Genomic DNA, 26,025 nt, shown 5'->3' on the forward strand with positions numbered 1-26,025 from the left:
GTATTGCAAGAAAGAGCTCCGCCATGCCCCGCGCCGCCGTCATTCAGCTTTTCCACGAAGCCAATGCATTCACGCCCGTCAAGGCATCTTACGAAGGCTTCCTGTCGGCTCAGTATTTCCGTGGTGAGGATGTGCGCCGCGAATTCGGTTCCACCAGCAATTGGCTCGGCGGCGTCACGCAGGCGCTCGATGAGGCAGGGTACGACATTGCCTATGGCGTCTGTACCGGTTGCCTGCCAGGCGGGACGCTGGACAACGCGGGCTACCATCGGCTGGTGAAGGAGATCATAGCCTCGCTCGAGGAAATCGCCACCAGCGGCCCGGTCGACGTGGTGGCATTACTTCTGCACGGTGCGCTGGTGGTCGAGGGTGTGGCTGCGCCGGAAACCGACCTGGCCCGGAAGGTGCGGGCGGTGGTGGGGCCGAATGTCCGCATTGCCGTGCCGCTGGATTTCCACGCCAATGTCGAGCCGGAATTGCCTCACGTGGTCGATGTCGTGATTGGCGGGAAGCTCTATCCGCACGCCGACACCCATGCACGCGGCAAGAAGCTCATGCAGCTCACGCTTGATCCCACGCCCTGGCGCACGCGGCGTTTCCGGTTGCCGGTCGCGGCCCCTATGAGCGCCCAGACCAGCGACGCCTTTCCTTTTTCTGAACTGGTGTCGCTGGCGAACGAAGTCGAACAGCGGCCGGGCCTTGCCGACGTCGTCGTCATGGGTGGTTTTCCCTATGTCGATTCAGACGAGGTCGGCAGTTCGGTTCTGGTGACTGGAACAGACGAGGATGCCATGCGGCAGGCCTATCGGGACATGGCGGAAGCGGTCTGGCAGCGGCGAGAGGCGGTCACCCAGCCCGCGCCGTCCTTCGAGGAAGCGGCGGCGGAGATTTTTGCGCGCGCTGCCCAGGGACGCGTCGTCATCGGCGATGCCGGCGACAATCCCGGCTCGGGCGGGGTTGCCAATGTCGCCGACATTTTTGCCGCGCTCGCCGCGCAAGCGCTGCCGTTTGCCGCTGGTTTCATGGTCGACGGCGACGCCGTCTTGACTGCCAAATCGATCGGCGTTGGCAATCGCGGTCGCGTGCCAATGGGGGCGATGCGGGACGGCAAGCCTTTCGTCGCCGACGTCGTGGTGGAGCGTGTCGAGGACGTTCACTACCGTAATGAAGGTGCAAATCTGCATGGTGAGTTGCTTGAGGGCGGCTTGGGCGCTGTGCTGCGCGTGGGCGAGGCGGGGCATATCGCGGTCGTCACCGAACGCATCCAGGCCTACGATACGCAGGCCTTCCGCAGCCAGGGCATCAATCTGGAAAGCAAGGCGATCATCCACGTGAAGTCGAGCAACCACTTCCGCACGTCGTTCACCCCACTCGCTGAACAGGGCGTGTTCGTGGTGGACAGCGGCGGTTATGCCTCGACGGATGCGCGGCGTTTTCCCTTTACGCGGCGCGCCACAACGATCCTGCCACTCGCAGAGCTCGACAAGGCGGAATGGGACCGGCAGGTGGCGGCGGAATGCAAGATCGCTTTCCACCGGAGCTGACGGTCGGCCGCATCAATCCTGGACCACGCCACCCTTGATGGTATGGCGCAGATACGAGGCGAAGTTCTCTAGGACGCCCTTGTCTAGTGGATTGGCGGAAAGAAGGTTGAGGTCTGCGCGATAACCCGGGCGTACATGGCCGATCTCGCTCTCCCGCCGGACCAACTCTGCCGCCGTGCTTGTTGCAGACCGGAGGAGGTCGGCTGGTGGCACGACATCCGAGCGCAGTTGGAATTCGTGAAGCTGACGGTCGTGCATGGGGCCGATGAGGTCCGTGCCGTAGGCCATGGGCACGCCGGCGCGGTAGGCGAGTTCCACCGCGCGAATGCCTGAATCCAGCACAAGCTTGATCTTGTCCATCCGGTCCTTCGGGAAGCCGCTTTCGGCCCCGACCTCCGCAAGAGCGCGAAAGCAGGACAGTGTCGGCGTCAGAAAGCTGCCGGCTTCTTTCATCAGTGCGACAGTCTCTTCATCGAGCAGGTTGCCATGCTCGATAGAGCGCACGCCGTTGCGCACTGCGCGTGCCACCGAACGGGCCGTGTAGGTGTGCGAGACGACGTAGAGGTCGGCCATGGCTGCTTCGTTGACTATGGCCGCGATTTCGTCTTCCGAGAACTGATCTGAGTTGATGCGGTCGGTGGGCGAGGAAATGCCACCATTCGCCATGATCTTGATGTGATGGGCGCCGCGGCGGATCTCGTCGCGAGCAGCGCGGCGGACTTCGTCCAGGCCGTCGCAGCGGCGACCAAGGCTCACCTGCGCATAGGCCTCGTCGACGCGGTCGACACCCATCGCGCGATGGTCGCCATGGCCGCCGCTAGGGGACAGCGCCTTGCCGCCATAGAGGATGCGAGGCCCCGCGAACAACCCTTCCTCGACCGCCCGAGCTATGCCGAAGTCCGCCCCGCCGACATCGCGCACGGTGGTGAAGCCGCGCTTCATCATGCTGCGGAGCACCTGCGCGGAGCGGGCGGCAACGTACATCGGCGATTGCTGCGGTAACTCGCCGAGATTGGCCGTGTAAGCGGTCACGTGAACGTGGGCGTCGATCAGTCCAGGAATGACGAAGCCGCCATTGGCCGGAATGCGTTGGGCCTCCAGGCTGGCCGGCGCCTTGCCCTCGTCGATTGCCTTGATCAACCCGTCTTCCAGAACGACATGACGGTCGGGAAGGATGGTAGCTGAGCTGACATCGACGACATTGGTGTTTTCAATGACGGTAATCACGGACTGGCCCTTCATAAATCTGCGCTCCTCCTCAAACGGCAAAACCGGGCGCTGAAGCGCCCGGTTCGCAAGTGTTGTGAATGCTTTAGTTGCCCGACCAGCCGATACGGTTCAGGAACAGGTTTTCGTTCGGCAAGGGTGAGAACTCGACTTCCTTTGCCGCGCCGTAGATCACGGAAGCCTGGTAAAGCGGGATGACGTAGTTCTCGTCGGCGACGATCTGATGGACCGTCTTGTAGAGTTCCAATCGCTTGGCTTGGTCGATTGTGGAACGCGCCTCATCCAGCGCCTTGTCGATCCGCTCGTCCTTGATGTTTGCCCAATTGCTGGACGAATGCAGAAGCGGATAGAGAATGCCGTCGGCATCCTGGCAGCCGCAGCTCCAACGGCCGAATGAAGAAGAGGGGATGGTGTCGGGGCCGGATTGCATACGCTGCATCCAGTTGCCCATGTCCGTGGACTCGATCTTCACATTGAGGCCGACATCCGTCAGCATCTGCTGTATCGCCTGAACCACGCGCTGGTCATAGACCGGGGTGGTCAGGAGCGTGATCTCGGCCTTGGCCGCTTCGCCCACCTCGGCCAGGATTTCCTTGGCCTTTTCGGGGTTGTATTCAGGCGCCTTGATGCCTTCGACGAAACCGAAAGAAACCGGCGAAGTCAGTTCGTCTAACGGTGTGTCGAAACCGCCGAGAATGCCTTCGGTGATACCCTGCTTGTCGATGGCGTGTGCGATGGCAAGGCGGACCCGCTTGTCGTTGAGCGGCGGCTTGTTCACGTTGAGCGAGAAATAGGCGATGCGTTCGCCCTTGACCGGCAACACCTTGCCCTGGCCGGAAGATTCCAGCTGTGCAGCGAGGTCGTTGTTGAAGTTGCTGGCAAGGTCGGTGGTACCGGACTGCAGGTTGGCGATGCGCGTCGAGCCGTCCGGCACAGCGCGGAAGGCCACTTTCGGGAATGCGCCCTTCTGACCCCAGTAGTCGTCGTTGCGGGCCACCACCACTTCGACGCCACGGTTCCAGTTTTCGAACTTGTAAGGACCGCTGCCAACCGGCTTGAGATTGAACTCGTCCTTGCTGACGGATTCCACCACGTGCTTGGGCACGATCGACAACTTGGTCAGCTGTGCGAGCAGAACAGGGTAAGGCCCCTTGGTCGTCACCACCACCGTGGTGGGATCTTTCGCCACCGCTTCGGCGATCTGGTTGAACTGGCCGAGCTGGGGGCTTGCGAAGGCCGGGTCGGTAATACGCTTGATGCTGAACGCGACGTCCTCGGCCGTAAGAGGCTTGCCGTCATGGAATTTCACGCCATCGCGGATCTTGAACTCGACCTCGGTGTCAGACAGGTATTTCCACTCGGTCGCGATCTGCGGCGCGATCTGGCCCTGATCGTCGCGCGTCAGCAGATTATCGAAGATATTGCGGTAGACATTGAAACTATCGGTGTTCCACTGCACGTGCGGGTCGAGCGAACTCGGCTCGGCAATGAAATCCACCACCAGCAGATCCTTGGCCGCGGCCAGGGATGGTGATGCTGTGAGCGATGAAGCCGCGAGCATCGCGGCAAGTACAAGATTCTTCAGGCGCATCGGTTTATCTTTCTTCCAACAGACGCGTCGGTTCCCCCGACTTTAAAAGTTGACCACCTTCCGGAGTGAGCATGTGCTCAAGTTTGACCTTGCAATCTGACATCTCAGATGCTTGTATTGCAATATCAAGTCTCAATCCTGACATGGGCTTCATGACAGTGCAACAGCCCGTTTTTCTAAAACTTGCAGCCACATTGAAAAGCCATTCCGACCTTTCCGTCCCCGCGAAAGAAATGCCAGGATCGCCGCAATTCCGGCATTTGCCTTGCTGTTCATTCCGCTGGGCATCCGATGGTGAGATAAATTTCTCCTGGTGGAAGGAAAGAGAGAAAATGAACCCTTTCCTTTTCATCCAGAGATATCAAAATAAAAAACTAAGAGGTTAGTTTCGCATGCTGGATAACGATACATACGCATCTCCATTGCCCGTGACCGGAAAAGCGGAGATTGCGGAAGCCGCATTGCGCAACGCAATTGTGACCTGCGTGCTGGCGCCTGGCGAACGCCTGTCGGAGGCAGCGCTTGCCGAAGAATTCGCATTGGGGCGTGGCGCGGTACGCTCGGCGCTGGCGAAACTCAAGGCGAGCGGCCTTGTCTCCTCCAGCGCGCGCAGCGGGTGGTCGGTCACGCCAGTCTCGGCCGGTGAAATCCGTGAGCTCAGCGCCGCGCGGCGCCAGCTGGAGCCGCTTATCTGCTCGGCGATGCTCGATGACAGCGATCGGCAGCGGCTAAAGGGGTTTGCCGAGATGCATATCGCGCTTACCCAGCGCCAGGCGCTGGGTACCGACATTGTCCCGACTATCCGTCGCTGTGAGCGAGATATCCTCGAATTGCTCGCGGGCAGGCTCGCAATGCCGATTGTCCACGGCTGGCTTTCCGATCTGTGGGACCGTGCAGTGCGTCTCGTCAATTTCTTCGAAGTCAGCGGGCGCGTCAGGCTTATCCCCGCCAACCGCTCGCGGCTGGTGGAGGCGATCGTCGAAGGGCGCAAGGCCGATGCACTTGAGCATCTCGCCACTGCCAACACCGCCCTGGAAACCTATCTGCTTGACCGCTTCCTGGAGTCCGAGGCCATGGTGGGCGGCAAGTCCGCCCGCCGCTCTGCCGGCAAGGGCAAGTCCAGTGGCTCTCAACACAAATCCGCAACCGACAAGTCAAGGACCTTGCGAGGATGAAAACAGTCAGCCATCCGTTCCGCTCGCTTCTGGCAGGCATAGTCCTGGCCTGCTCTCCGCTGGCGCTTCAGCCGGCGCAGGCGAAGGATCAGTTCGTAGTCGACCTGACCAACGAGCCTTCCTCGCTCGATCCCCAGAAGCAGTGGAATCCGGACAGCTACTACGTCTACCGCAACATCTTCGACAATCTTCTGACGCGCGACGACGCGGGCAAGATCGTGCCGCAGATTGCTACTGAATGGAGCTATCGCTCCGATACAGAAGTGACCTTCAAGATCCGCGACGATGTGAAATTCCACGATGGCACGCCACTGACTGCCAAGGATGTCGCTTTCAGCGTCAACCGTATCATCAAACCGGCCTTTGCCAGCCCGCAACTCGGCCAGTTCAACAAGATCGTCTCGGCCGAGGCGACCGGCGATCACGAGGTGACGATCAAGACGGATGGCGCCTATCCGGTGCTGCTTGCGCAGCTCGTGAAGCTTTCGATCGTGCCGCAACAGGTGGTCGAGGCGAAAGGCGACGATGCCTTCAACGCCGCCCCTATCGGCTCGGGCCCCTACAAGTTCGTGAGCTGGCAGAAGGGTGTTGCGGTCGCGCTTGAACGCAATGATGATTATTGGGGCGAGAAGGGCGTGTTTCCGACTGTGGAATTCCGGGCCGTTCCCGATGCAGCCACGCGCGTCGCCAACCTTCAGGCCGGCACCACCGATCTCGCTGTGGGGCTTGATACCGATCTTGCCGCCCAGCTTGAAAGTTCCACTAGCGCCAAGACGCTGTCCGTCCTTACCGAACGGATCGGCTATGTGAAACTCAACCCCAATCTGCCGCCATTCGACGACAAGCGCGTGCGCCAGGCCGTGGCGGAAGCGATCGACAAGCAGACGATCGTCGACGGCCTGCTCGGAGGCGTCGACAAGCCGGCAACGCAAATGGCGATGCCCGCGCATTTCGGTTATGTCGAAGGCATCAAGAACTACGACTACAATCCAGAAGACGCCAAGAAACTGATCACCGAAGCCGGCGCCGCCGGTAAGCAGGTTGGCTTCGCCACCGCACCGGCTTTCGATCAGCGCATCGTGCAGGCTGTAGCCCAGATGCTCACCGACGCCGGGCTCAAAGTCGACATCGAGATGACCGATATGGCCACCTATCTCAAGCGTGCACAGAGTGCGCCGACGAGCCAGGCTGCCATCTCCTTCGGTCGCTGGTCCTGCGCCTGCCAGGACGTTGATGGCGTGCTCGTTCCTTTGCTCCATTCGTCAAGTTCCTGGGCTTCTGGTTCCAGCCCGGAGATCGACAAGCTGCTGGACGAGGCACGCAATACGCTGGACGAAAAGGTGCGGCTGGAGGCCTATCGCAAGGTTAGCACACACGTTGCCGAGGACGTGCCGCTGGTGCCGCTCTACCAGGCCGCGATCATCTATGGCGCAGCCAAGAACCTTGAGTGGCAGCCCACTGCCAACGAGAGCCTCTTCCTGAATCGCATGAAGTGGCAGGACTGACCGCAACGTAGGGCCGCCAGCCGGCCTCAACGATAACAAGGGGAACAACAAGCGTTGTCGGCATTCTTTCTCAAGCGCGCCCTGCAGGCCTTCGTTGCCGTGCTGGGCGTGATCACACTGATCTTCTTTCTGCAACGGCTAGCGGGAGACCCCGTCCTGCTGCTCGTTCCGCAAAACGCCACCCAGGCCGACATCGAAGCGATGCGCACCTCGCTGGGCTTCGACAGGTCGCTGGCGGTTCAGTATTTCGATTATCTCTTCGGCCTGATTATGTTCGACTTCGGCCGTTCCTACGTCCAGAACGTGCCTGTGTGGACGTTGATCCTGAGCCGGCTTCCCTACACGTTGATGCTTGCCGGAGGCGCGCTGCTGGTGGCCTTTGGCGTCGGCATTCCACTTGGCGTGGCCATGGCCATTCGGCGCGGCAAGCCGGAAGCCAAGGCCATGATGGGTTTCGTGCTCGCGGGCCAGTCGATGCCGACCTTCTGGAGCGCGATTCTCATGATCATCGTCTTCGCGGTCTGGCTCGGCTGGCTGCCACCATCAGGGGCAAGAAGCTGGTCGAGCCTCATCATGCCGTCGATAGCCCTGGGCCTGCTGTCGATGGCGACCTTCGCCAGGGTTGCACGTACCGCTGTGCTTGACGAGCTCGAGAAGGACTATGTCCGCACCGGTCATGCCAAGGGCTTGCCGATGCACCGCATCGTCGCGCGCCACCTGCTGCGCAATGCAGCGATCCCGGTCGTGACTGTGGCAGCCCTTGAGATTGCCAATCTGTTGGCAGGGGCGGTCATCGTCGAGACCGTTTTCGCGTGGCCGGGGCTTGGCCAATTGACCGTGCAGGCGATCAACGCGCGCGACTTCATGCTTGTACAAGGCGTCGTTCTGCTCGGCGCCGTCACCGCGATCGTGCTCAACTTGATCGCCGACCTACTCTACAGCATCATCGACCCGCGCATTCGGCTGGAAGGAAACGCCTGATGGTTTCCTCATCCGCTGCCGTGGTGCGGCCCGTAAAGGCGAGGCGCCTTCCATGGACCGCGGTGCCTTTCCTGGCGATCCTGGCCGGGTTGGTGCTTATGGCGATCTTCGCGCCGCTCGTTTCGCCGGTCGATCCTAATGCTCAAAACCTGCTCGCGCGGCTCAAGGCGCCAGGCTTCTCCAGCCGCGGCATTGTCTATTATCTCGGCACCGACGAGCTCGGCCGCGACGTTCTGAGCCGCATCATCTATGGCGCGCGCGTGTCGCTGCTCGTGGCTTTCGCCTCGGTTGCGCTATCGGGCGTTTTCGGAAGCACGCTCGGCATGATCGCTGCCTTCTATCGCGGTTGGGTCGAAACCGTGCTTATGCGGCTGGTCGACATCGTGCTTTCTGTGCCGGCGATCCTGCTTGCCATCATCACAGTTGCGGTATTGGGCCCGAGCCTGACCAATGTGGTCATCGTACTCGCGCTGACGCGCTGGCCGCGTTATGCCCGCGTTGCCTATGGGCAGACATTATCGATCGCCAACATGCCCTATGTTCGGCTTTCCCGTTTCATGGGTGCGGGGTGGTTCAGACTGCTCTCGCGGCACATCCTGCCCAACATCGCTGGAGGGTTGATCGTGGTGGCCACGCTGGAATTCGGCCTGATGGTGCTGTTTGAGGCGGGCCTGTCCTTCCTCGGTCTTGGCGTGCAGCCACCGACATCGAGCTGGGGCGCGATGCTTTCGACCGGCCGTAACTATGTCGGCACAGCCTGGTGGATCGCCACATTCCCCGGCGTTGCCCTGTTCCTGCTCGTCCTAGCCATCAACCTCATCGGCGATCACATGCGTGACCGCCTCGATCCGCGCTCGCGTTAGGAGACATTTCGTGAATTTCGGCACTGAGTTCAACGGCAAGAAGGTAGTGGTCACCGGCGCTGCAGGCATCATCGGCGGCTGGATCGCGGCGGCCTTCGCAGCCGAGGGCGCCGCGCTCTGCCTGACCGACCGCGATGAGAACCGCCTCAAGGCGATACGCGACGGGCTTCCCGGTGCAGGGCATCTCGCCCTTGCTGCGGATTTGACGGATGCTGCCTCGATGACGTCCTTCGCCGGCCACGTGGCTGACGTGTGGGGCGCACCGGACATCCTCATCAACAATGCCGGTATCTACCCATCCGGCTTCCTGCTCGACATTTCGATCGAAGACTGGGATGCCATCATGGGCGTGAACCTGCGCGCGCCATTCCTGCTTTCTAAGCTCTTTGCAAAACAGATGATCGATGCCGGCAAGGTCGGCTCGATCGTCAACATCTCCTCGGGTGCCGCTCGCAAGATGCGCACGACGGTGGTGCCCTACTGCACCTCGAAAACCGCGCTAGACAGGCTGACCAAGGGTTTTGCCATCGAACTCGCCGAATTCGGTATTCGCGTCAATGCGGTTGAACCCGGCTTCATTGCCGGCAGCGAAGTCAGCAGCCTGCCGGACGAGCATGTCGATGCGGTCTTGGGTTCAATCCCGCTTGGCCGCCCGTCTTCCAGGCAAGACGTGGCGTCGGCAGTCCTCTACTTCAGTTCGGACGCAGCCGGATATGTCACCGGTGCTACGCTGACGGTGGATGGCGGCAATTCCATCGGATCGCAGGCCGTCTTTCAGGCCAAGAAGAAGGCCTTGTGAGGGGACGACAATGACGCAAACCCGAATCCCATTGCCCGCTTATGAATGGCCGGGCGGAAAGACCTCGGCAACGCTGCTGTCGGTCGATGTCGATGCGCAGGTACCCTATATGTGGGCGCAGCGCGACAGCGTGCCCGACCGGCTCGGCACACTGGAAATCCGCCGTTTCGGCCCGCGCACCGGGCTCTACAGATTGCTAGATCTCTTCGCCCGCTATGGCGTGAAGGCAAGCTTCTACGTGCCCGCGTTTGCCGTCGAGGCAAATCCGGAAATCCTGCCGGCCATTCTCGAGGGTGGCCATGAGATAGGCTTGCACGGCTACTTCCACGAGATCGTCTCAGAAGTCTCCGACGACGAGTTCACCGGTGCGCTTGAGGCGAGCATGGAACTGTTCGTGCGGCAGACGGGCGCCAGGCCGGTAGGCTTCCGCTCGCCTGCCTGGGAGATGACGCCGCATATGCTGCGCGAGGTGAGGCGGCTCGGGCTGGCCTATGATTCCTCGCTGTCCGGTTTCGACCATCCTTATGAGATCGATGGCGTCCTCGAGATTCCGGTGCAATGGGCAATCGACGACGCCATCTTCTTCAAATTCGAAGGCGGGGGCCGTGACAAGTGGCCTTATCAGTCGGGCCGGGCGGTGCTGCAGGACTGGCTCAGCGAATGGCGCACGCTGCATCGCTTCGGCGGTCTGTTCACGCTGACCGTGCATGACTGGATCTCGGGTCGAGCACAGCGCATCGCACTTCTGGAAGAGCTGCTCGAGGCAATAGTCGCAGAACAGTCGGCCTGGGTGGCGACCGGTGCGGAGATAGCAAAGCACCACGTTGCTTCCGCAAACCGTGGCCGCTTCGCCGTGGAAAGCGCCATCCCACAGGCTATCGGAACGCGGAGGTTCGGACGCGATCATGGGTGAGCATTGGAACGTCCGCAAGCGCGAACTGCGCACCACTTCGGGGCTGGTTGCCTGCCAGAACTGGCTGGCGGCTGAGGCTGGAGCGGCGGTACTTGCTCGCGGTGGAAATGCGATGGACGCTGCCGTAACCACCGCGCTGACCCTCAGCGTGGTGGAACCATGGCTGTCGGGCATCGGCGGCGGCGGCTTCCTGTTGCATGCGGATGGTGCCACGGGCGCAGTCGACACGCTCGATTTCAATGTACGCGCATCCCGCAACATCGATCCTGCCGACTATCCGATCGTTCCGGGACGCGACGGCGACTGGTTCGACTGGCCACAGGTACGGGAGGACCGTAACCTTATAGGCTATGGTTCGATCTGCATTCCTGGTGCGGTTGCCGGTCTTGCCGAAGCGTTGCAGCGCTTCGGCAAGATCAGCTTCACGGAGGCTCTTCAGCCGGCCATCGAACATGCACGAAATGGTCTTGTGCTGGACTGGTACACGGTTCTGTGCCTGGCCATGGACGCCGAGGGGTTGGGGCGTTTTCCGGCGTCGGCGGCACTTTTCCTCAAGGACGGTCGAGCACCGCGCGTGCAGGAGCTAGGTGAGGTGCGCACCATTCCCATGCCACGCAAGGCAGCGATGCTGGAACGTCTGGCTGCGGCTGGTGCGCGGGATTTCTACGAGGGTGAAATCGCTCGGACATTGGTCGCAGAACTCAACGCCGGCGGTTGCGAGATAGACGGCAAGGAACTTGCCGCTTACGAGCCGGAATGGCGTGCACCGATCAAGGCTGAGTATCGCGGGCTGGAAGTCAACGCCATGCCAGGGCTTTCGGGCGGACCGACCATGCTCGAGGCGCTCCGCGAGCTCGATGCGACACTCCCTGCCGAGGGGCCATTGTCGGGTCGCGCCGCACTTGCCTTTGCGCTGGCCATTCGCCGTGCTTCCGAACGCAGGCTGAAGACGCTCGGCCATGCCAGCGGCGAGAGCTGCACCACCCATGTCAGCGTGGTCGACCGAAACGGGAATATGGTCTCGCTGACCAACACGCTTTTGTCACGCTTCGGCTCGAAGGTGGTGTTGCCGTCGCTCGACCTTCTGATGAACAACGGGATGATGTGGTTCGATCCAAGGCGGGGCCAGCCGAACTCGATCGCGCCGGGCGTGAAGCCGCTTGCCAATATGTGCCCCATCGTCGTCCTCAAGGACGGGCGGCCGAAACTCGCTCTGGGCGCGGCTGGGGGACGGCAAATCATGCCGGCGGTGACGCAGATACTCTCCTACGTCGCCGCCTTCGGCATGTCGCTGGAAGAAGCCATGCACGCCCCGCGCATCGATGCCAGCGGCGTTCAGATCAAGGTGAATGACAATGCTCGGCCCGACGTTGCTGCTCGGCTCGGCGAGGAGTTTCCGGTGGAAATCGTAGCCGACACGCTTTACCCCGTGAAGTTCGCCGTGCCTTCGGCAGTGCTGCGTGATGGAAAGGAGAATGTCGGCATGGCCCACCCGAACCATCCTTGGGCGGCTGTGCGGGCGGAGGGCGCATGACGGCACCTCTTCTTAGGGTAAACGACCTGCGCGTGACCATCGGCGGAAACCCGGTGGTCGATGGCGTCAGTTTCCATGTCAGCCAGGGCGAAATCCTCTCGCTCGTCGGCGAGTCCGGTTGCGGCAAGTCGATGACAGCGTTTTCAGTCATGGGGCTCTTGCCGAAAGTCGCGCGCGTCGCGAGTGGCTCGATCAATCTCGGCGGCAAGGACATGCTGACGCTGCGCGAACGCGAGCGGCGGCGCATGCGCGGCAACGAGTTTGCCATGATCTTTCAGGAGCCGGTCGCCTCGCTCAATCCCCTGATGAAGATCGGGCATCAGATAGAAGAGAGCCTCGTGGTTCATCGCGGCCTGAACGGCAAGGCAGCTCGTATGGCGGCAATCGCGATGCTGGAGGAAGTTGGCATTCCGGAACCGGAAATCCGCTTCGGACAATATCCCTTCGAGCTTTCCGGGGGGATGTGCCAGCGTGCGATGATCGCCATGGCCCTGATTTGCCAGCCGAGATTGCTCATCGCAGATGAACCGACAACCGCACTCGACGTGACCATTCAAGCACAGATACTGGAACTGATGAAGCGCCTGCGTGACGAGACCGGCACGGCGATCCTGCTGATCACCCACGACATGGGCGTGGTGGCTGACATGGCCGACCGCGTGGCGGTAATGTATGCCGGTCGCGTGGTCGAGGAGGCGCCGGTGGACGCGCTGTTTGCCAGGCAGGAGCATCCCTATACCCGGCTTCTCCTGTCGACCATCCCGCGGCTCGACGACGAACCCAAAAGCATCCTGCCCACCATCGAGGGCCTGGTCCCCGACATAGGCCAATGGCCTGTCGGTTGCCGCTTCAATCCGCGTTGCCCACTGGCCGACAAGCCCTGCCTCGAAAGCCAGCCGCCGCTTGCGGCACGGAGCGACCAGGGCAATGCCGCCTGCTGGCACGCGGACCGTGTGGGAGAGATCGCATGAGCGACATCCTGCTTTCCGTGAGAGATCTCAAGGTTCATTTTCCCATTCGGGGCGGGTTGCTTGGCCGGCCTGCCGGTTGGGTCAAGGCAGTCGATGGCGTCGATCTGGACATCCGCCGGGGCGAAAGCGTCGCGCTGGTAGGCGAATCCGGATGCGGCAAGTCCACTCTGGGCGCGGCCGTGCTCGGCATGATCACGCCATCTGCTGGCAGCATCACATTCGAAGGTAAGCCGATCGTGCATGGGCTCGCGGCAACGCGGCGTTCGCTGTCGCGCGACGTGCAGATTGTCTTCCAGGATCCCGTTTCCGCGCTGAACCCCAAGCTCACCATCGGTGAGAGCATCGCCGAGCCGTTGCATATCCAGCATGTCGGATCGGCAGCCGAGCGGAAGGAGCGTGTAGCCGAACTGTTGAAGATGATTGGGCTGCATCCGCAGCATGCAGATCGCAAGCCCAATGCCTTTTCCGGCGGCCAGCGTCAGCGCATTGTGATTGCCCGCGCGCTCGCACTCAATCCGAAGCTGCTCATACTGGACGAGCCGGTCTCGGCACTCGATGTTTCTATACGCTCGCAGATACTCAACCTGCTGCTCGAACTGCAACAAAGGCTCGGGCTGTCTTATCTTTTCATCAGCCATGACCTGTCGGTCGTGCGGCATTTCGCGGACAAGGTGGCTGTGATGTATCTCGGCCATCTGGTGGAGACTGGCCCGACCACCGCGGTCTTCGCAAATCCGGTGCATCCATATACTGAGGCTTTGCTTTCGGCGGTGCCGCTGCCTGACCCCGTCTTGCAGCGCCAGCGCCGCCGCATCGTGCTTAAAGGCGATCTGCCCAGCCCGGCCAACCCGCCAAAGGGCTGCAAGTTCGTGACCCGTTGCCCATTGGCCGAGAGCATATGCCACGAGACGCAGCCACCGCTGGTGTCGGTGGGCGCGCAGAGGCTGGCTGCCTGCCACATTCGGGCGCGTGCTGCATGAGAGACATCGAGGACCGATGAAACAGGATTTTTCCAGACACGAGATCGATGCGCCCGATGCACCGCGGACGACGCATCGGCGCTATTCGCAAGGCATTGAGATCAGAAATGTCAGCCGCACGCTCTATATCAGCGGGCAGATTCCTGTTGAGGCCGACGGTGCCCGCCCGAGCGACTTCAAGGCGCAGGCCCGACTTGCCTGGCGGAACGTCGAACGGCAGCTCGCAGCGGCAGGGATGAGCCTCGACGATCTCGTCAAGGTGACGGTGTTCCTGGCGAGCTACGAGTATCGCGATGAAAACGCCGAGGTTCGATTCGAGATCATGGGCGACCGGATGGTCGCGCTTTCGACCGTCATCGCCGGCCCCTACGACCCCGCCTGGCTGATCGAAATCGAAGCGATCGCCGCCGCCTGACAGCATTAGGCGAACGGGAGACAGGTCACGCATCGTGTCGGGGGTATCTTGCTGCGCGAGGCCGTACCCCGTCAGGTTCGTGCGCCGCCTTCGAGCCTGAAGCGGTCGAGCGCCACGGCACCGATGATGATCAGTCCCTTGATGATGTACTGCCAGACATCCGGCACGCCGGTCAGGATCAGCCCGTTCGACAGGACGGCTATGATCAGGGCGCCGACCAGTGTGCCCCACACCGAGCCGATGCCGCCGACAAAAGAAGTGCCGCCAAGGATGACGGCTGCGATCGCATCCAGTTCGTAGGCTTGACCAAGCTGAAGGCCGTTCGCCGCGTAGAGCCGCGCCGAGGCCAGGACACCGCCGAGGCCGGCAAGCAGGCCAGACACCGCGTAGACGAAGACGAGGACGGAGTCGACCTTGATGCCCGTCAACCGAGCGGCATCGGGGTTGCCGCCGATAGCATAGATATAAACGCCGAGCACGGTGCGTCTCAACACGAACCAGGAAATAATGACGACCGCGAGCGCGATGATGACCAGCCAAGGGATGCCGAGCAGGTTTCCATTGCCGATCACCGCGTAGCTGAGATCGGGATTGAAGACCGTCGTATCCTTTCCCATCAAGCGCGCTGCGCCTCGAATGGCCGTCAGCGCACCCAGCGTCACGATGAAGGGAGGCAGGCGCACAGCCGCTATCAGCATGCCGTTCAAGAGACCGAAGCCGAGTCCGCAAAGCAGTGCCGCCGGAATGGCGAGGCTGGAATAGGTAGGATCGAGCGAGACGATCAGCGCTGCCATTGCAGATGCTGCCAAAATCGAACCGATCGACAAGTCAATGCCGGCAGTCAGGATGACGAATGTCATGCCGCAGGCAAGTACAAGATTGATCGACGCCTGCTGGAGCACAATCATGAGATTGCCGACCGAGGCGAAACGGTCGCTGGCTATGGCGAAGGCGAGGCAGAGCACCAGCAGCACCGGCAGCATGCCGAGCGCGCGAACCAAAGCGCGTGTTGTCTCCGCTTTGCTCGAGACAGGCTGCAACGAAGCCGCGACCCCAAGAGAATTGTTGTTCTGGCTCATGCCTGTCCATCCACCCTGTCATCTCCGGTCGCGATTTCTATGATCGCTTCCTGTGTTATGTCCGCACCCTGGAGCGCTCCGGCGATTTGGCCGTCCCGCATGACCAGCACCCGGTCGGCAAGGCCGATAATCTCGGGCAACTCGCTCGAAATCATCAGTACGGCAGCGCCGTTGGCCGCGAGTTGATCGATCAGTTTGTAGATGTCGGATTTCGCGCCGATGTCGATGCCGCGCGTTGGCTCGTCGAGGATGAGCACTTTCGGCGAGGTTTCGAGGAGGCGTGCCAGCAGCACCTTCTGCTGGTTGCCACCCGAAAGGCTGCCGACATGGGTGCGCGGCGAATTGGCCTTGATCGAGAGCCTCGCCATGGAGCGGGAAACACGCTCTCGGGCAATGCTGAAACGTCTGAGGCCGAGCGGCGCTGCGTCCCGCGCCATAACGCCGATATTGACGTTGTCGTCTATGCTCATATCCAGAAAGAGGCCCTGACCCTTCCGGTCTTCTGTCAAATAGACAATGCCGGCGGCAATCGCATCGGCCGGGCCGGTGATCGCAACCTTGCTGCCGGAAACTGAGATCGTGCCGGTGCGCGGCTTCTCCGCACCATAGATCAGGCGGGCAAGCTCTGTGCGGCCCGATCCAACCAAACCGGCAAGGCCTACCACTTCGCCGGCACGCACCTCGAACGAACAGCGCTGCACGCGAACACCATCCGAGATATTCTCAACCGCAAGGATCAGCGTGCCCGGGCTCTGGCTGCTTCCGTGTTCCTTCTTGTAGAAGTCCGACAGCTCACGCCCGACCATCATGCCGACCAGCGCCTTGGACGAAAGTTCGTCCCGCTTCAGAGTGCCGACATAACGGCCGTCGCGCAGCACCGAGCATCGGTCTGCCAGTTCATAGACCTCGGCCATGCGGTGCGAGATGTAGATGATGGCCAGTCCCTCGTCGCGCAGCTGGCGCACCAGCGCGAAGAGCTTGTCCGTCTCGCGCGAGGAGAGGGCGGTCGTCGGCTCGTCCATGACGAGGATTTTCGCGTCCACCGATAGGGCACGCGCTATCTCGACGAGCTGCCTTTGGGCGATGGAGAGTTCCGAGACTTTCGTGTCCGGACCGAATGGCGCGCCCAGCCGTTTCAGGACGGCTGCACATTCACGCCGCATGGCGCTGCGATCGATCAGCCCGGCCTGACGCGCCTCTCGTCCCAGGCCTACATTTTCCGAGACGGTCAGATTGGGCGCGAGGGAGAGCTCCTGATAGATGACGGCGATGCCCAGTCGACGCGCGTCTGTCGGGCCGGCGATAGTGACCGGTTTGCCCTCGAAGATCAGCTGTCCGCCGGTATCGGCCCGCAAAGCGCCGGACAGGATCTTCATCAGCGTCGATTTGCCGGCGCCGTTTTCGCCCATCAACGCATGAATCTCGCCCGGCCGGACCTTGAGGTCCACGCCACGCAGCGCCTTGATCGGACCAAAGGTCTTGGCGATGTTGCGCATTTCCAGCAAGGAACCGACCTCAGTCACGGCTTGCCTCGCACTGTGACGGCACGAGATGCGCTGTGATGGATGCGCGGACTTTGCGATAGGCTTCGACCAGCTGTGGATCGATCTCGACATCGCGCCAGGTCACATCCGCTAGCTCGGCAGCCTGCGTCGCGTCGGCAAACACACCGGTTGCCAGCCCGGCGACCAGGCCGGCGCCGACGCCTGCCGCTTCTTCGATATCGGGCACGACAAAGCGCCGCTCCAGCACTGCCGCCTTGATGCCGTTGGCCAGCATGTTACGCGCGCCGCCGCCGGTCAGCGTCAGCACGTCCGGCCGCGTCCCGGTAATCGCCTCGAACTGCTCCAGATTGATGCGCAGCCAGCCCGCCAGTCCCTCCACTCCGGCCCGCAGGATGGCGCCAGAGGTCGATTGGGTACCAAGGAACGAAATGTCGGCTCGCCTACCGCGATCGTTCCACGGTGCGCCGGTGCCTTCCAGAAACGGACCGATCTTGATGCCGCCGGCGCCCGGTGCAACCGAAGCCGCGTCGCGCCACAAAAGGTCTGCAGTTTCAGCCGAAGGATTTGGCCCGGACAGGATCTTCACCAGCCAATCGATCAGGCCGCCCGATGAAGGAATGTGGCCCGAGAGCAGGGACCGGTCGGGAACGACATGCGGATAGCAATCATATCGTCCGTTGCCGACTTCATCGTAGGTCAACGGGCGAGTGACGACGGTCTTCAGCGCTTCCGAAGTGCCTGTCGAATCGATCATTCGGCCTGGATTTACCAATCCGCAACCCAGGCCGGCGCAGGGATGATCATGCCCGGCATTGACCACCGGCGTACCGGCGATGAGGCCCGTTGCCGACGCGATTTCATCGAGAAGCCCACCAGCCACAGTTGCCGATGGCAAGAGCGTGCCAAGTGCATCGGCTTTCAAGCCGACATGATCGAGAATTTTCTCAGACCACGCACCACTGCGGCGGTCGGCCATGCCGCTGCGGGCGCCGAGCGACGGGCTGGTGACCTTTCTGCCGCAGAGCCTGAAGGTCACATAATCGGCGACCATCAACCATGTCTGGACTTTTGTGAACCACTTAGCTCCAGCGTCGCGCCACCACGCGATCCGGTAGGCCGTGTATATGTCGTCGTCGACCATGCCGGTAATGTCGAACCAGTCATGCTCGCTCAGTCCCCAATCGCGGCGGCGATTGGCCGTGCGCCGGTCATACCACGTAGGGCAGGGTGTAACCCGCCGATCCTGCCCGTCGAGGCCGACGAAACTCTCGCCGATGCTGGCTATGCCGATACCGGCGATCGAGCCGGTCGCGATGCCGCGATCGGTGAGCAGCTTCACCAGTTCCGACAGCGCCGAGACGATGTCGCGGTCAAGCGCATCGAGGTTGAATTCCGCCGCACCCGGTGCGGGCCGGTCGATGACCATCGAACGCCGCACTACAGCTTCGACGCGGCCGCCAGGCCGCGCCGCCACGACTTTCAGATTGGTCGTGCCGATATCGATGCCGACAAGTAGGCCGTCCGATGCGCTCATCAGCCTGCCGATGCCCTCAGCCATTCGTTAAAGGTGCCGGCCTGACCAGCCGAACCAAGATCGTCCATTTTTTCCTCGATGACGCCCTGCGCTGCATGTTGTGCGGGCACCAGCGCGTCGATGATGGCGATGCCGATCGAGTTCTCGTCGAGCACACGCTTCAATTCCCTGTTGTAGGCGGTGATGATGTCCGAGAACAGGATGACCAGCGCCACGCCTGCCTTCGTCGCAGCCCGCATCTGGTCGCGGGGCGTCCCCGAGCCGCCGTGCATGCAGATCGGCACCCCGGTCGCCTCGCGCAGTTCGCGGATGCGGTCGATGGCGAGGTTGGATTTCGCCTTGGTCTCGCCATGCGCCGAGCCGTGCACGTTGCCGATTGCAGGAGCGAGGATCGTTGCACCGCTTTCGCGCACGAGGCGCACGGCCTCTTCGACACTGGCAAGATCGTCGTCGGTCTGCACGGCACCGTGCTCCATATGGCCGATTGCCGCCTCGACGAGGATGCCGAGCGGCTTGGCGACCTCGACGACCTGCTTGACGAGGCGGATATTATCTTCAAGCGGCTCCTCACCTGCGTCCAGCATGACGCTGGTGCAGCCAGCGCGAATGGCATCGACCGTGTCGGCAAGCGTGTTGCCGTGATCGAGGCTCAGCCCGACCGGCACCGAAGCATTGGCTGCAAGTTGCTTGGCGACGCTTGTCAGCGTCTCGAAGCTGGTTATCTGGCGCGAGTCCGGGTGGATGCGGATAACGACCGGAGAATTTTTCCTTTCAGCGGCAGCGATGGCCGCCTGGATGATTTCGATGTTCATCGAGACGAATGCACCGACCGCGTATTTGTTGTCGGAGGCATGTTGCAGGAGGCGGTCGAGGGAGGCAATCGGCATGATGATATCCTTGTAGGAGACGGGACGCCCGTCTGAGAAAACACGGGGGTGCCAGCCGGGAAACCCGGCTGGCACTGCTTGGGAGGGTGTTGGCTACTTGCCGCTGTTCCAGCCCTTGTAGTCCCCGACATTCTCGCGCGTGATCAGTTCCGGGGCGACGAGAATGGAGGGTTCGGCAAGCGTCTCGCCCTTGAGAAGGGAGACACCTGCCTTCACTGCGGCGGCAGCAAGGGCTGAGGGAAGTTGCGCCGAGGAGGCTTCGATGAGCGTGTTGCCCTTCAAAGCCGATTCGATATCGGGGGAGCCATCGACCGTGGTGATGATGATGCCCGTGCGGTTGAGTTGCTTGGCAGCGAGATCGGCCCCGATGGCGGACGGATCGTTGATCGTGAAGATCGCATTGACGTCGTCATTGGCGGTAAGCAGGCCGGTCGTGATGTTGAGGCCGCCTTCGCGGGTGCCGATACCGTTCTGGTTGTCGGAGAGAATCTTGATATCCGGGCTGGCGGCCAACACTGCCTTGCAGCCCGTGACGCGGTCGATGACGCCCGACACCGGCGGACCGTTGACGATGAGGACATTGCCTTTTCCGCCAAGCTTGGTTGCAATGTACTGGCAAGCCTGCTTGCCGGCAGTCACGTTGTCAGTGGTGATGGTTGCCTGCGCGCCGTCGGCTGTGTTGTCGACCGCGACGACGACAATGCCTGCAGCTTCCGCGCGCTTGATCGCCGCGCCGATCGCCTTGGAGTCCACAGCCGATACGACGATGAGGTCGACGCCGGCCTGGATGAAGTTGTCGAATTGCGTCGACTGCTTTCCAAGGTCGTAGTCACCCGAAACAACCAAGGTCTTCGCGTCAGGTCCGGCGATTTCCTTGACCTGGGCTTCGATGCTCTGTGCTATAGCTCCGAAAAACGGGTTGCCAAGATCGACGACGGTGACGCCGACCGATTTCAAATCTTTCGCAGAAGCGGCCTGCGGCATAACTCCAAGCGTGGTTGCGAGCAGGCAAGCGGTCAAAACCCTTGACGCAAAGTGTCTCATGGTGAATTTCCTCCAGAACGAACCGATGGTCTTTTGTTGTCGATAGGCACGGCCTTGATACCGTCGGCGCAACCTAGTATGATACAAAACGTCCCGCAAGAGACATTTTCAAGATTCTCACGGGACATCTTGTTTCTTTGTTGGAGGTTGGTTCTTGAGCGCTGAAAAGCCGATGTCCTTCGAGGAAGGACTGCCCTTCAGGGAACGTGCGGAAGCGGTGAACCTGTTTCCCGCCGAGCAGCGCATTGTCGATCACCTGCTGGCCATCCCTGCCTACGAGCTCGGCATCATGACGTCGTCCGATCTTTCGGAACGGTCAGGCGCCAGCCGTTCCAGCATCGATCGCCTGTCGCGCAAGCTCGGCTATCCCGGGCTCAAGGAGATGCGCAAGGCGCTGCTGATGCAGGAGGCCCGCCAGTCAAGCCGTCCCCGTGAGGATGGCGATGCCGAAAGTTCCGGCGACATTGCAAGGCGGGTGATGTCAGCGATTTCGATGCGCGCTGAGGCGATGGCACGAAGCCTCGCCGACAACGGAGATATCGACACACTGGTGGGGTGGCTCGTAAAGGCGCGGACGATCAATTTGTTTGGCGCCGGTGAATCAGCGGCTACATGCAGCGCGATTTACATGCGCCTCGTGCGCCTCGGACTTTCCGTCAATTTTGCCGACGAGTATCATACGCAGGTTACACTGGCCTCTCTGATGGGACCTGACGATGTCGCGCTGTCGGTGTCGTATTCCGGCGGCACCAAATCGACGATGTGGGCTTCGCAGACTGCGAAGCAGAACGGCGCAAGGCTCGTGGCAGTTACGGGAACGCCAAACTCGGCATTAGCCAAACACGCCGACCTGCGCATTCTCTTGCCCACGGGTGGAGGCTTGCCCGGCAGCGCTGAAGTGCTGGATCGCGTGGTGGCGGCAGGCATTGCCGAGGTTCTATTCCAATGCCTTGTCGCGAAGGCGCCGGACCTGCTCGCCAATTCAGTCAGGATCGATGACACGTTCAGCGAGGCGCGGATTTGATTTGAGATTGGTCTGCAAATAGCAGGTGATGATTACGGTTGATCTTCGGGATCCCCTTTGAGGATCATCCCGATTTCCTCCGACGCGGCAGGCCGGCTGCGACCTTCCATCATTGTGATCGGCGTACTCACGGTCGTTGCCGCGACCTTGCCAACCGTATCGACGGTTCCGGCAACGACTGCGCCGATGCTCTCACCCAGGGTGACATTCGAATCGGTAAGTTTCTGGCCGCCGATCAGCCGGGAGCCGATGAGTTGCACGATCTCGGGGCTCTCCGCGAATTTGCCATGGTGCAGGCTATCCTCGGTCTTGACCTTGGTGAGGTCGATCACCGTGATGCCTGCCTGCTCCAGCTTGCTGCGGTAGGGTTCCTTGGAAGGGTCGATCTGGCCTACTCGGGCGACATCGCCGGAGATCATGCGCGACACCGCGAGTGCCCGGTCATCTTGTGAAACGAAGATTGTGAACTTTGGTTTTTCAGGTCCAAGTTCCGTCCATTGTCGCGCGAAGACGTCGACATCGAGATCGGGCGAGGCGAGGATGACATTGTGGATCTTGGCGGGTATGCGCCCGTCGCGGATAGCCAGTTGTCTCAGAGACTCCATGGCCAGCCAGGTACCCATGGAGTGCGCCATGACGGTCACATCCTTTACCGACGGATCGTCGACCAGCGCTTTTAGCGAGCGTTCGAGTGCTGTTCGCGAAAAATTGGTGCTTTCCTTATCGTAATTGTAGTCGAATACGTTGGCGCGCGATGGCCAGGTGAAGAGGATCGGCGCGACCTTGGCGCCGGAATCGTGGACGATCTGCCCGAAGCGGAAAACGGAGTCTTCGTACCGATTGTTGAATCCATGCACAAAGACCAGCACATGGCCGTCATTGTCGTAAGCGTGAAGCCAGGTGCGCGCTTCCGGTATCGAAAGGCTACGAGCCCGGATCACGGCGAAGTCCTTGGCTGGATCGGCTGGCAATTTCTTGGGCCACTGCACTGTGCCAGATGCACGTCCAGGTGGTATCGAAATGGCGATGTCGGTCAGTGAGAGCATCGGGCTGCGTTCACCGGAAAAAAGTGTACCAGGATCGCCCGAAGGCTTTCTGCTGGTAGCGACCAGCATCGTGACGGTGGATGCAGCCGGCGAAAGACTGCCGGTCGCAACGGGCTTGAGCACACCTTCGGGACGGCCGGCACAGGCTGTCAGTGCCAGAGCGATACAGAGGGCGCGAACGCCAGTCGTGGCTCTGCGCATCATCCTCACCATTTTCCGGTCGTTTGATCGTGACGGAATATCAGCCGCAATCAGCTCATTCCTCGCTGCAAATCTCCAGTAACCGAAAGTTGTATTTGGTGGGATGGCAATTCAGGTCGGCCAGTTATCTAAGATATTGAGGTAAAACAGGCGGTTTTGTTTATGGAAATTTTAGTCTATTCTCGATTTTTTACCTAGCACTGGCGTCGAATTTTGCGATGTAGATCTTGAGTGGCCGATGAGTTTCAGGCTGCTTGAATGCCCGAATTTTGGGGTAAGCCATGTGTCGATCCGTTAGACGTGAACCACAATGAACCCTCAATGGCACACATCCCGTATTTTGGGGTGCGTATTGTCGGTCATTTGCTGGCTAATTTCCAGTTCGGTCGCCGTGAGTACCGAGCCGAAATCCGAAGTCGTCGTGCTCTATTCAAGCGATACGGGGTTGCCCGCAACCGAAGCCATCCGCCGCGGATTTCGAGCCATCCTGCATCCGAATGAGGACAGCGGCCCGGATTTGTATGAGGAATATCTCGACGCGGCTCGATTTCCTGGACCAGCCCATCTGGAGGCGATGGCCTCGCTTCTGGACGCGAAATACTCGGGCCGCCCCGTCGACGTAATCGTTGCGCTCGGTCCGACGGCTCTGGAATTTGTGCTTCAACGCAAGGCGAAGCTTTTCCCGAATGCCAAGCTGGTCTTCGCCGGCATACGGGAAGAACGCGCCAATGCACTCGTTCTCCCGCCCGATAGTTTCGGCATCGTCAGCAAGCTCGATCCGGTCGAAACGCTCGAACTGGCGCTGCATCTGCAGCCGAAGGCCCGGCAAGGCTACGTGATTACAGGATCGGCCTCGTTTGACAAATCCTGGGAAGCAATTGCGCGAACCAAACTCGCATCTTTCGAGCCTCGTTTGTCGCTTACCTTTCTTGCGGGATTGCCGTTGGAGAGCGTCCTTGAAAGAGTTTCGGCCTTGCCACCGGATTCGATCATCATTCACCTCTCGATGTTCGAGGACGGTACCGGCCGGACGTTCGTGCCCCGCGAGGTCGCAGGCAAGATTGCTTCGGCTGCGGATGCCCCGGTCTATTCGGTGTACGACACCTACATCGGGCAAGGCATTGTCGGCGGCTATATGGATACCTTCGATGCGGTCGGCCTTGCCGTTGGCTCGCTGGTTCAGAAGATTCTGGCGGGGGAGCAACCGACCGGCGGCGCCATACGCGAAGCCGAAACGCATAAATTCGTTGTCGACTGGCGCCAGATGTCGCGCTGGCAGTTGAATGCCGCGAACCTGCCGCAGGGCACCGAGATCCGGTTCAGGGAGCCCTCGGTCTGGGGCCAGTACAAGACCTACATATTGGCGTTTACGGCGGTACTGCTTCTGCAATCAGCCTTGCTCATCCTCGGTGAAATCCGCAGCCGCAAGCTGGCCAGCCAACTGGCAGCCGAGAGCAAGGAACGTATGGAACTGGCCGTCGCCAGCGCCGACATCGGATTGTGGAACTGGAATGCGAAATCAGACACGGTCTGGACTTCGGATCGCTGCAAGGAACTGCTCATGCTGGACGACCGCGCCTCGTTGACGCGCGATGAGTTCATAGGCCGCTTGAGAGCGCCCGATCGTCCACTCGCCCTGAAACGAATGGCCGACGCCCTGGCATCGGGGTTGCCATGCATCGCCGAATATCCAATCGACCTGTCGGACGGCAGCGAGCGTTGGATTTTGAGCCGGGCTCTGGCCAAAGGCGGTTACAAGGACAAGGGACCGCGTGACCATATCCTCGGCGTTGTCATGGACATAACCGAGCGCAAGCGGAGCGAAGATGCAATCCGGGAGTCTGAGGAGCGGTACCGTGTCCTGGCCGAGACGGCCTCAGACGCTATAATCACGATCGACCGCAAGAGCGTCATTCTATTCGCCAATCCGGCAGCCGAAAAAATATTCGGTCACGCCGTTTCCGAGATGCTCGGTAACGATCTGACTATGCTGATGCCCGACTATTTGCGGCGTGTTCACCAGGTCAGCGTGGATCGATATCTCGGGAATGGCGAGCGGCACATATCGTGGGAAGGGGTAGAACTGCCGGGGCTTCACAAGGATGGAAGCATCATTCCACTTGAGCTCTCGTTCGCCGAATATGTTAGCGATGGCGAGCGTCGTTTCACCGGGATCGTGAGAAATGTCAGCGACCGCAAGCGTGCCGAAGAGGAACTGCGTGAGAGCGAGGAACGCTACCGCAATGTCGTAGAGACACAGTCGGAGCTGATCTGTCGATATCGGCCGGATACGACGCTGACCTTCGTCAATGATGCCTATTGCAGATACTTCAACCGGAGTCGCAGGGACCTCGTTGGCGCAAAATGGGTCGACCTGATTCCGGAGCCCGCTCGTGCTGCAGTTCTGCGCCATGTGAAGTCGATCATTGCTCACGCTCGTACCGTGTCATATGAGCATGAGGTGCAGAGGCCGGACGGCACAGTAGGATGGCAGCATTGGACCGACAGGGTGATCCTCGACGCCGATGGCGGGGCTGTCGAAATTCAAGGGGTCGGGCGCGATCTTACAGAGCTGAGGCAAGCAGAGTCTGAAGCGGTTCGGCACCGTCAGGAACTGGCGCATCTGACGAGGGTATCGGTGGTGGGCGCGTTGTCGGGCGCGCTTGCACACGAACTCAACCAGCCGCTGACCGCCATATTGAGCAACGCGCAGGCAGCCGTGCGGCTGATCGCGCGAGACCCGGTCGATGCGATCGAGATCGGGCAGATCCTTCAGGATATCGTCGACGACGACAAACGGGCCGGCCACGTCATCCAGCATTTGCGTTCGCTGCTCAAGAAAGACAGCGCCATCAGAACCCGCATCCAGGTCAACGATCTCATCACTGTCAGTCTGGCGATCTGCCACAGCGATCTCATCCTGAAAAGTGTCCCCGTTTCCCAGCGGCTTGCTGCCGATCTTCCGGAAATCGACGCCGACCCCGTCCAGATTCAACAGGTTCTTCTCAACCTGATCATGAACGCCTGTGAGGCGATGAATGGAAAACCTGCCAAGGATCGCCTTCTGCTCATCAAAAGCGAACGGCGCGATGCCATGCTTCGGATCAGTGTCGTCGATTCCGGTGACGGCATCCCGGCCGAAGCGATCAAGGAACTTTACCAGCCGTTTTTCACCACCAAATCGCTCGGCCTTGGACTTGGACTGCC

At 60.9% G+C, this 26,025-nt stretch carries 21 protein-coding genes; 13 read left to right on the plus strand and 8 right to left on the minus strand.

Annotation, left to right across the window (positions count from 1 at the left end):
- Positions 1-23: 23 nt before the first annotated feature.
- On the plus strand, positions 24-1,544 hold the full coding sequence (locus tag BM413_RS19935) for a M81 family metallopeptidase (protein ID WP_091916252.1): 1,521 nt from the start codon (positions 24-26) through the stop codon (positions 1,542-1,544).
- A 12-nt stretch (positions 1,545-1,556) separates the two neighbouring features.
- On the opposite strand, the gene BM413_RS19940 is transcribed toward BM413_RS19935, so the two are convergent.
- Positions 1,557-2,786, minus strand: a complete 1,230-nt coding sequence (locus tag BM413_RS19940) for a metal-dependent hydrolase family protein (RefSeq protein ID WP_091916254.1) — start codon at positions 2,784-2,786, stop codon at positions 1,557-1,559.
- A 70-nt stretch (positions 2,787-2,856) separates the two neighbouring features.
- Positions 2,857-4,362, minus strand: a complete 1,506-nt coding sequence (locus BM413_RS19945) for an ABC transporter substrate-binding protein (RefSeq protein ID WP_091916256.1) — start codon at positions 4,360-4,362, stop codon at positions 2,857-2,859.
- A 392-nt stretch (positions 4,363-4,754) separates the two neighbouring features.
- Between BM413_RS19945 and BM413_RS19950 the strand changes: the two genes are divergently transcribed.
- Genes BM413_RS19950 through BM413_RS19995 form a run of 10 tightly spaced genes read left to right on the plus strand, consistent with a single transcriptional unit; the run spans position 4,755 to position 14,498 of the window.
- Positions 4,755-5,537, plus strand: a complete 783-nt coding sequence (locus BM413_RS19950) for a GntR family transcriptional regulator (RefSeq protein WP_091916262.1) — start codon at positions 4,755-4,757, stop codon at positions 5,535-5,537.
- Positions 5,534-7,042, plus strand: coding sequence for an ABC transporter substrate-binding protein (locus BM413_RS19955; protein WP_091916264.1), 1,509 nt, complete (start codon positions 5,534-5,536; stop codon positions 7,040-7,042). Before BM413_RS19950 ends, BM413_RS19955 begins: the two co-directional genes overlap by 4 nt.
- Positions 7,043-7,096: 54 nt before the next feature.
- Complete coding sequence (locus tag BM413_RS19960) at positions 7,097-8,023, plus strand: ABC transporter permease (RefSeq protein WP_091916265.1); 927 nt, start codon at positions 7,097-7,099, stop codon at positions 8,021-8,023.
- Positions 8,023-8,886 carry an ABC transporter permease gene (locus tag BM413_RS19965; protein WP_091916266.1) on the plus strand — a complete coding sequence of 288 codons (864 nt, stop codon included), beginning with the start codon at positions 8,023-8,025 and terminating at the stop codon, positions 8,884-8,886. The genes BM413_RS19960 and BM413_RS19965 overlap by 1 nt, the downstream gene beginning before the upstream one ends.
- Positions 8,887-8,896: 10 nt before the next feature.
- Positions 8,897-9,685: an SDR family NAD(P)-dependent oxidoreductase gene (locus tag BM413_RS19970; protein WP_091916267.1), complete on the plus strand. Its 789-nt coding sequence runs from the start codon at positions 8,897-8,899 to the stop codon at positions 9,683-9,685.
- Positions 9,686-9,695: 10 nt separating this feature from the next.
- Positions 9,696-10,598 (plus strand): polysaccharide deacetylase family protein, encoded by a 903-nt coding sequence (locus tag BM413_RS19975; protein ID WP_091916268.1) that lies wholly within the window; start codon positions 9,696-9,698, stop codon positions 10,596-10,598.
- The gene (locus tag BM413_RS19980) at positions 10,591-12,132 is read left to right on the plus strand and encodes a gamma-glutamyltransferase family protein (protein ID WP_091916270.1); all 1,542 of its coding nucleotides are present in this window, start codon (positions 10,591-10,593) and stop codon (positions 12,130-12,132) included. Before BM413_RS19975 ends, BM413_RS19980 begins: the two co-directional genes overlap by 8 nt.
- On the plus strand, positions 12,129-13,103 hold the full coding sequence (locus BM413_RS19985; RefSeq protein ID WP_091916299.1) for an ABC transporter ATP-binding protein: 975 nt from the start codon (positions 12,129-12,131) through the stop codon (positions 13,101-13,103). Before BM413_RS19980 ends, BM413_RS19985 begins: the two co-directional genes overlap by 4 nt.
- Entirely contained in the window at positions 13,100-14,083 is a 984-nt protein-coding gene (locus tag BM413_RS19990; RefSeq protein ID WP_091916272.1) for an ABC transporter ATP-binding protein, read from the plus strand. The genes BM413_RS19985 and BM413_RS19990 overlap by 4 nt, the downstream gene beginning before the upstream one ends.
- 16 nt (positions 14,084-14,099) lie before the next feature.
- Positions 14,100-14,498, plus strand: coding sequence for a RidA family protein (locus BM413_RS19995; protein WP_091916274.1), 399 nt, complete (start codon positions 14,100-14,102; stop codon positions 14,496-14,498).
- Between the two features lie 71 nt (positions 14,499-14,569).
- Here BM413_RS19995 and BM413_RS20000 read toward each other — a convergent pair whose 3' ends face one another.
- From BM413_RS20000 to BM413_RS20020, 5 genes are all read right to left on the minus strand, one after another.
- Positions 14,570-15,577: an ABC transporter permease subunit gene (locus BM413_RS20000; RefSeq protein ID WP_091916276.1), complete on the minus strand. Its 1,008-nt coding sequence runs from the start codon at positions 15,575-15,577 to the stop codon at positions 14,570-14,572.
- Complete coding sequence (locus tag BM413_RS20005; protein WP_244537939.1) at positions 15,574-17,073, minus strand: sugar ABC transporter ATP-binding protein; 1,500 nt, start codon at positions 17,071-17,073, stop codon at positions 15,574-15,576. The genes BM413_RS20000 and BM413_RS20005 overlap by 4 nt, the downstream gene beginning before the upstream one ends.
- A 19-nt stretch (positions 17,074-17,092) precedes the next feature.
- A complete protein-coding gene (locus tag BM413_RS20010; RefSeq protein WP_091916278.1) occupies positions 17,093-18,640 on the minus strand; it encodes an FGGY-family carbohydrate kinase in 1,548 nt (515 codons plus the stop codon).
- Positions 18,616-19,503, minus strand: a complete 888-nt coding sequence (locus tag BM413_RS20015) for a class II fructose-bisphosphate aldolase (protein WP_091916279.1) — start codon at positions 19,501-19,503, stop codon at positions 18,616-18,618. The genes BM413_RS20010 and BM413_RS20015 overlap by 25 nt, the downstream gene beginning before the upstream one ends.
- Before the next feature lie 93 nt (positions 19,504-19,596).
- Positions 19,597-20,487 carry an ABC transporter substrate-binding protein gene (locus tag BM413_RS20020; protein ID WP_244537940.1) on the minus strand — a complete coding sequence of 297 codons (891 nt, stop codon included), beginning with the start codon at positions 20,485-20,487 and terminating at the stop codon, positions 19,597-19,599.
- A gap of 214 nt (positions 20,488-20,701) precedes the next feature.
- On the opposite strand from BM413_RS20020, the gene BM413_RS20025 reads away from it, so the two are divergent.
- Complete coding sequence (locus tag BM413_RS20025; RefSeq protein WP_139238618.1) at positions 20,702-21,571, plus strand: MurR/RpiR family transcriptional regulator; 870 nt, start codon at positions 20,702-20,704, stop codon at positions 21,569-21,571.
- A gap of 32 nt (positions 21,572-21,603) precedes the next feature.
- On the opposite strand, the gene BM413_RS20030 is transcribed toward BM413_RS20025, so the two are convergent.
- On the minus strand, positions 21,604-22,821 hold the full coding sequence (locus BM413_RS20030; RefSeq protein WP_244537936.1) for an alpha/beta hydrolase: 1,218 nt from the start codon (positions 22,819-22,821) through the stop codon (positions 21,604-21,606).
- A 349-nt stretch (positions 22,822-23,170) separates the two neighbouring features.
- Here BM413_RS20030 and BM413_RS20035 point away from each other — a divergent pair.
- Positions 23,171-26,025: sensor histidine kinase (locus BM413_RS20035; RefSeq protein WP_175544373.1), on the plus strand; the 2,855-nt coding region annotated here is incomplete at its 3' end.

The sequence above is a fragment of the Mesorhizobium sp. YR577 genome (genome assembly GCF_900116595.1).
GTDB lineage: Bacteria > Pseudomonadota > Alphaproteobacteria > Rhizobiales > Rhizobiaceae > Mesorhizobium_M.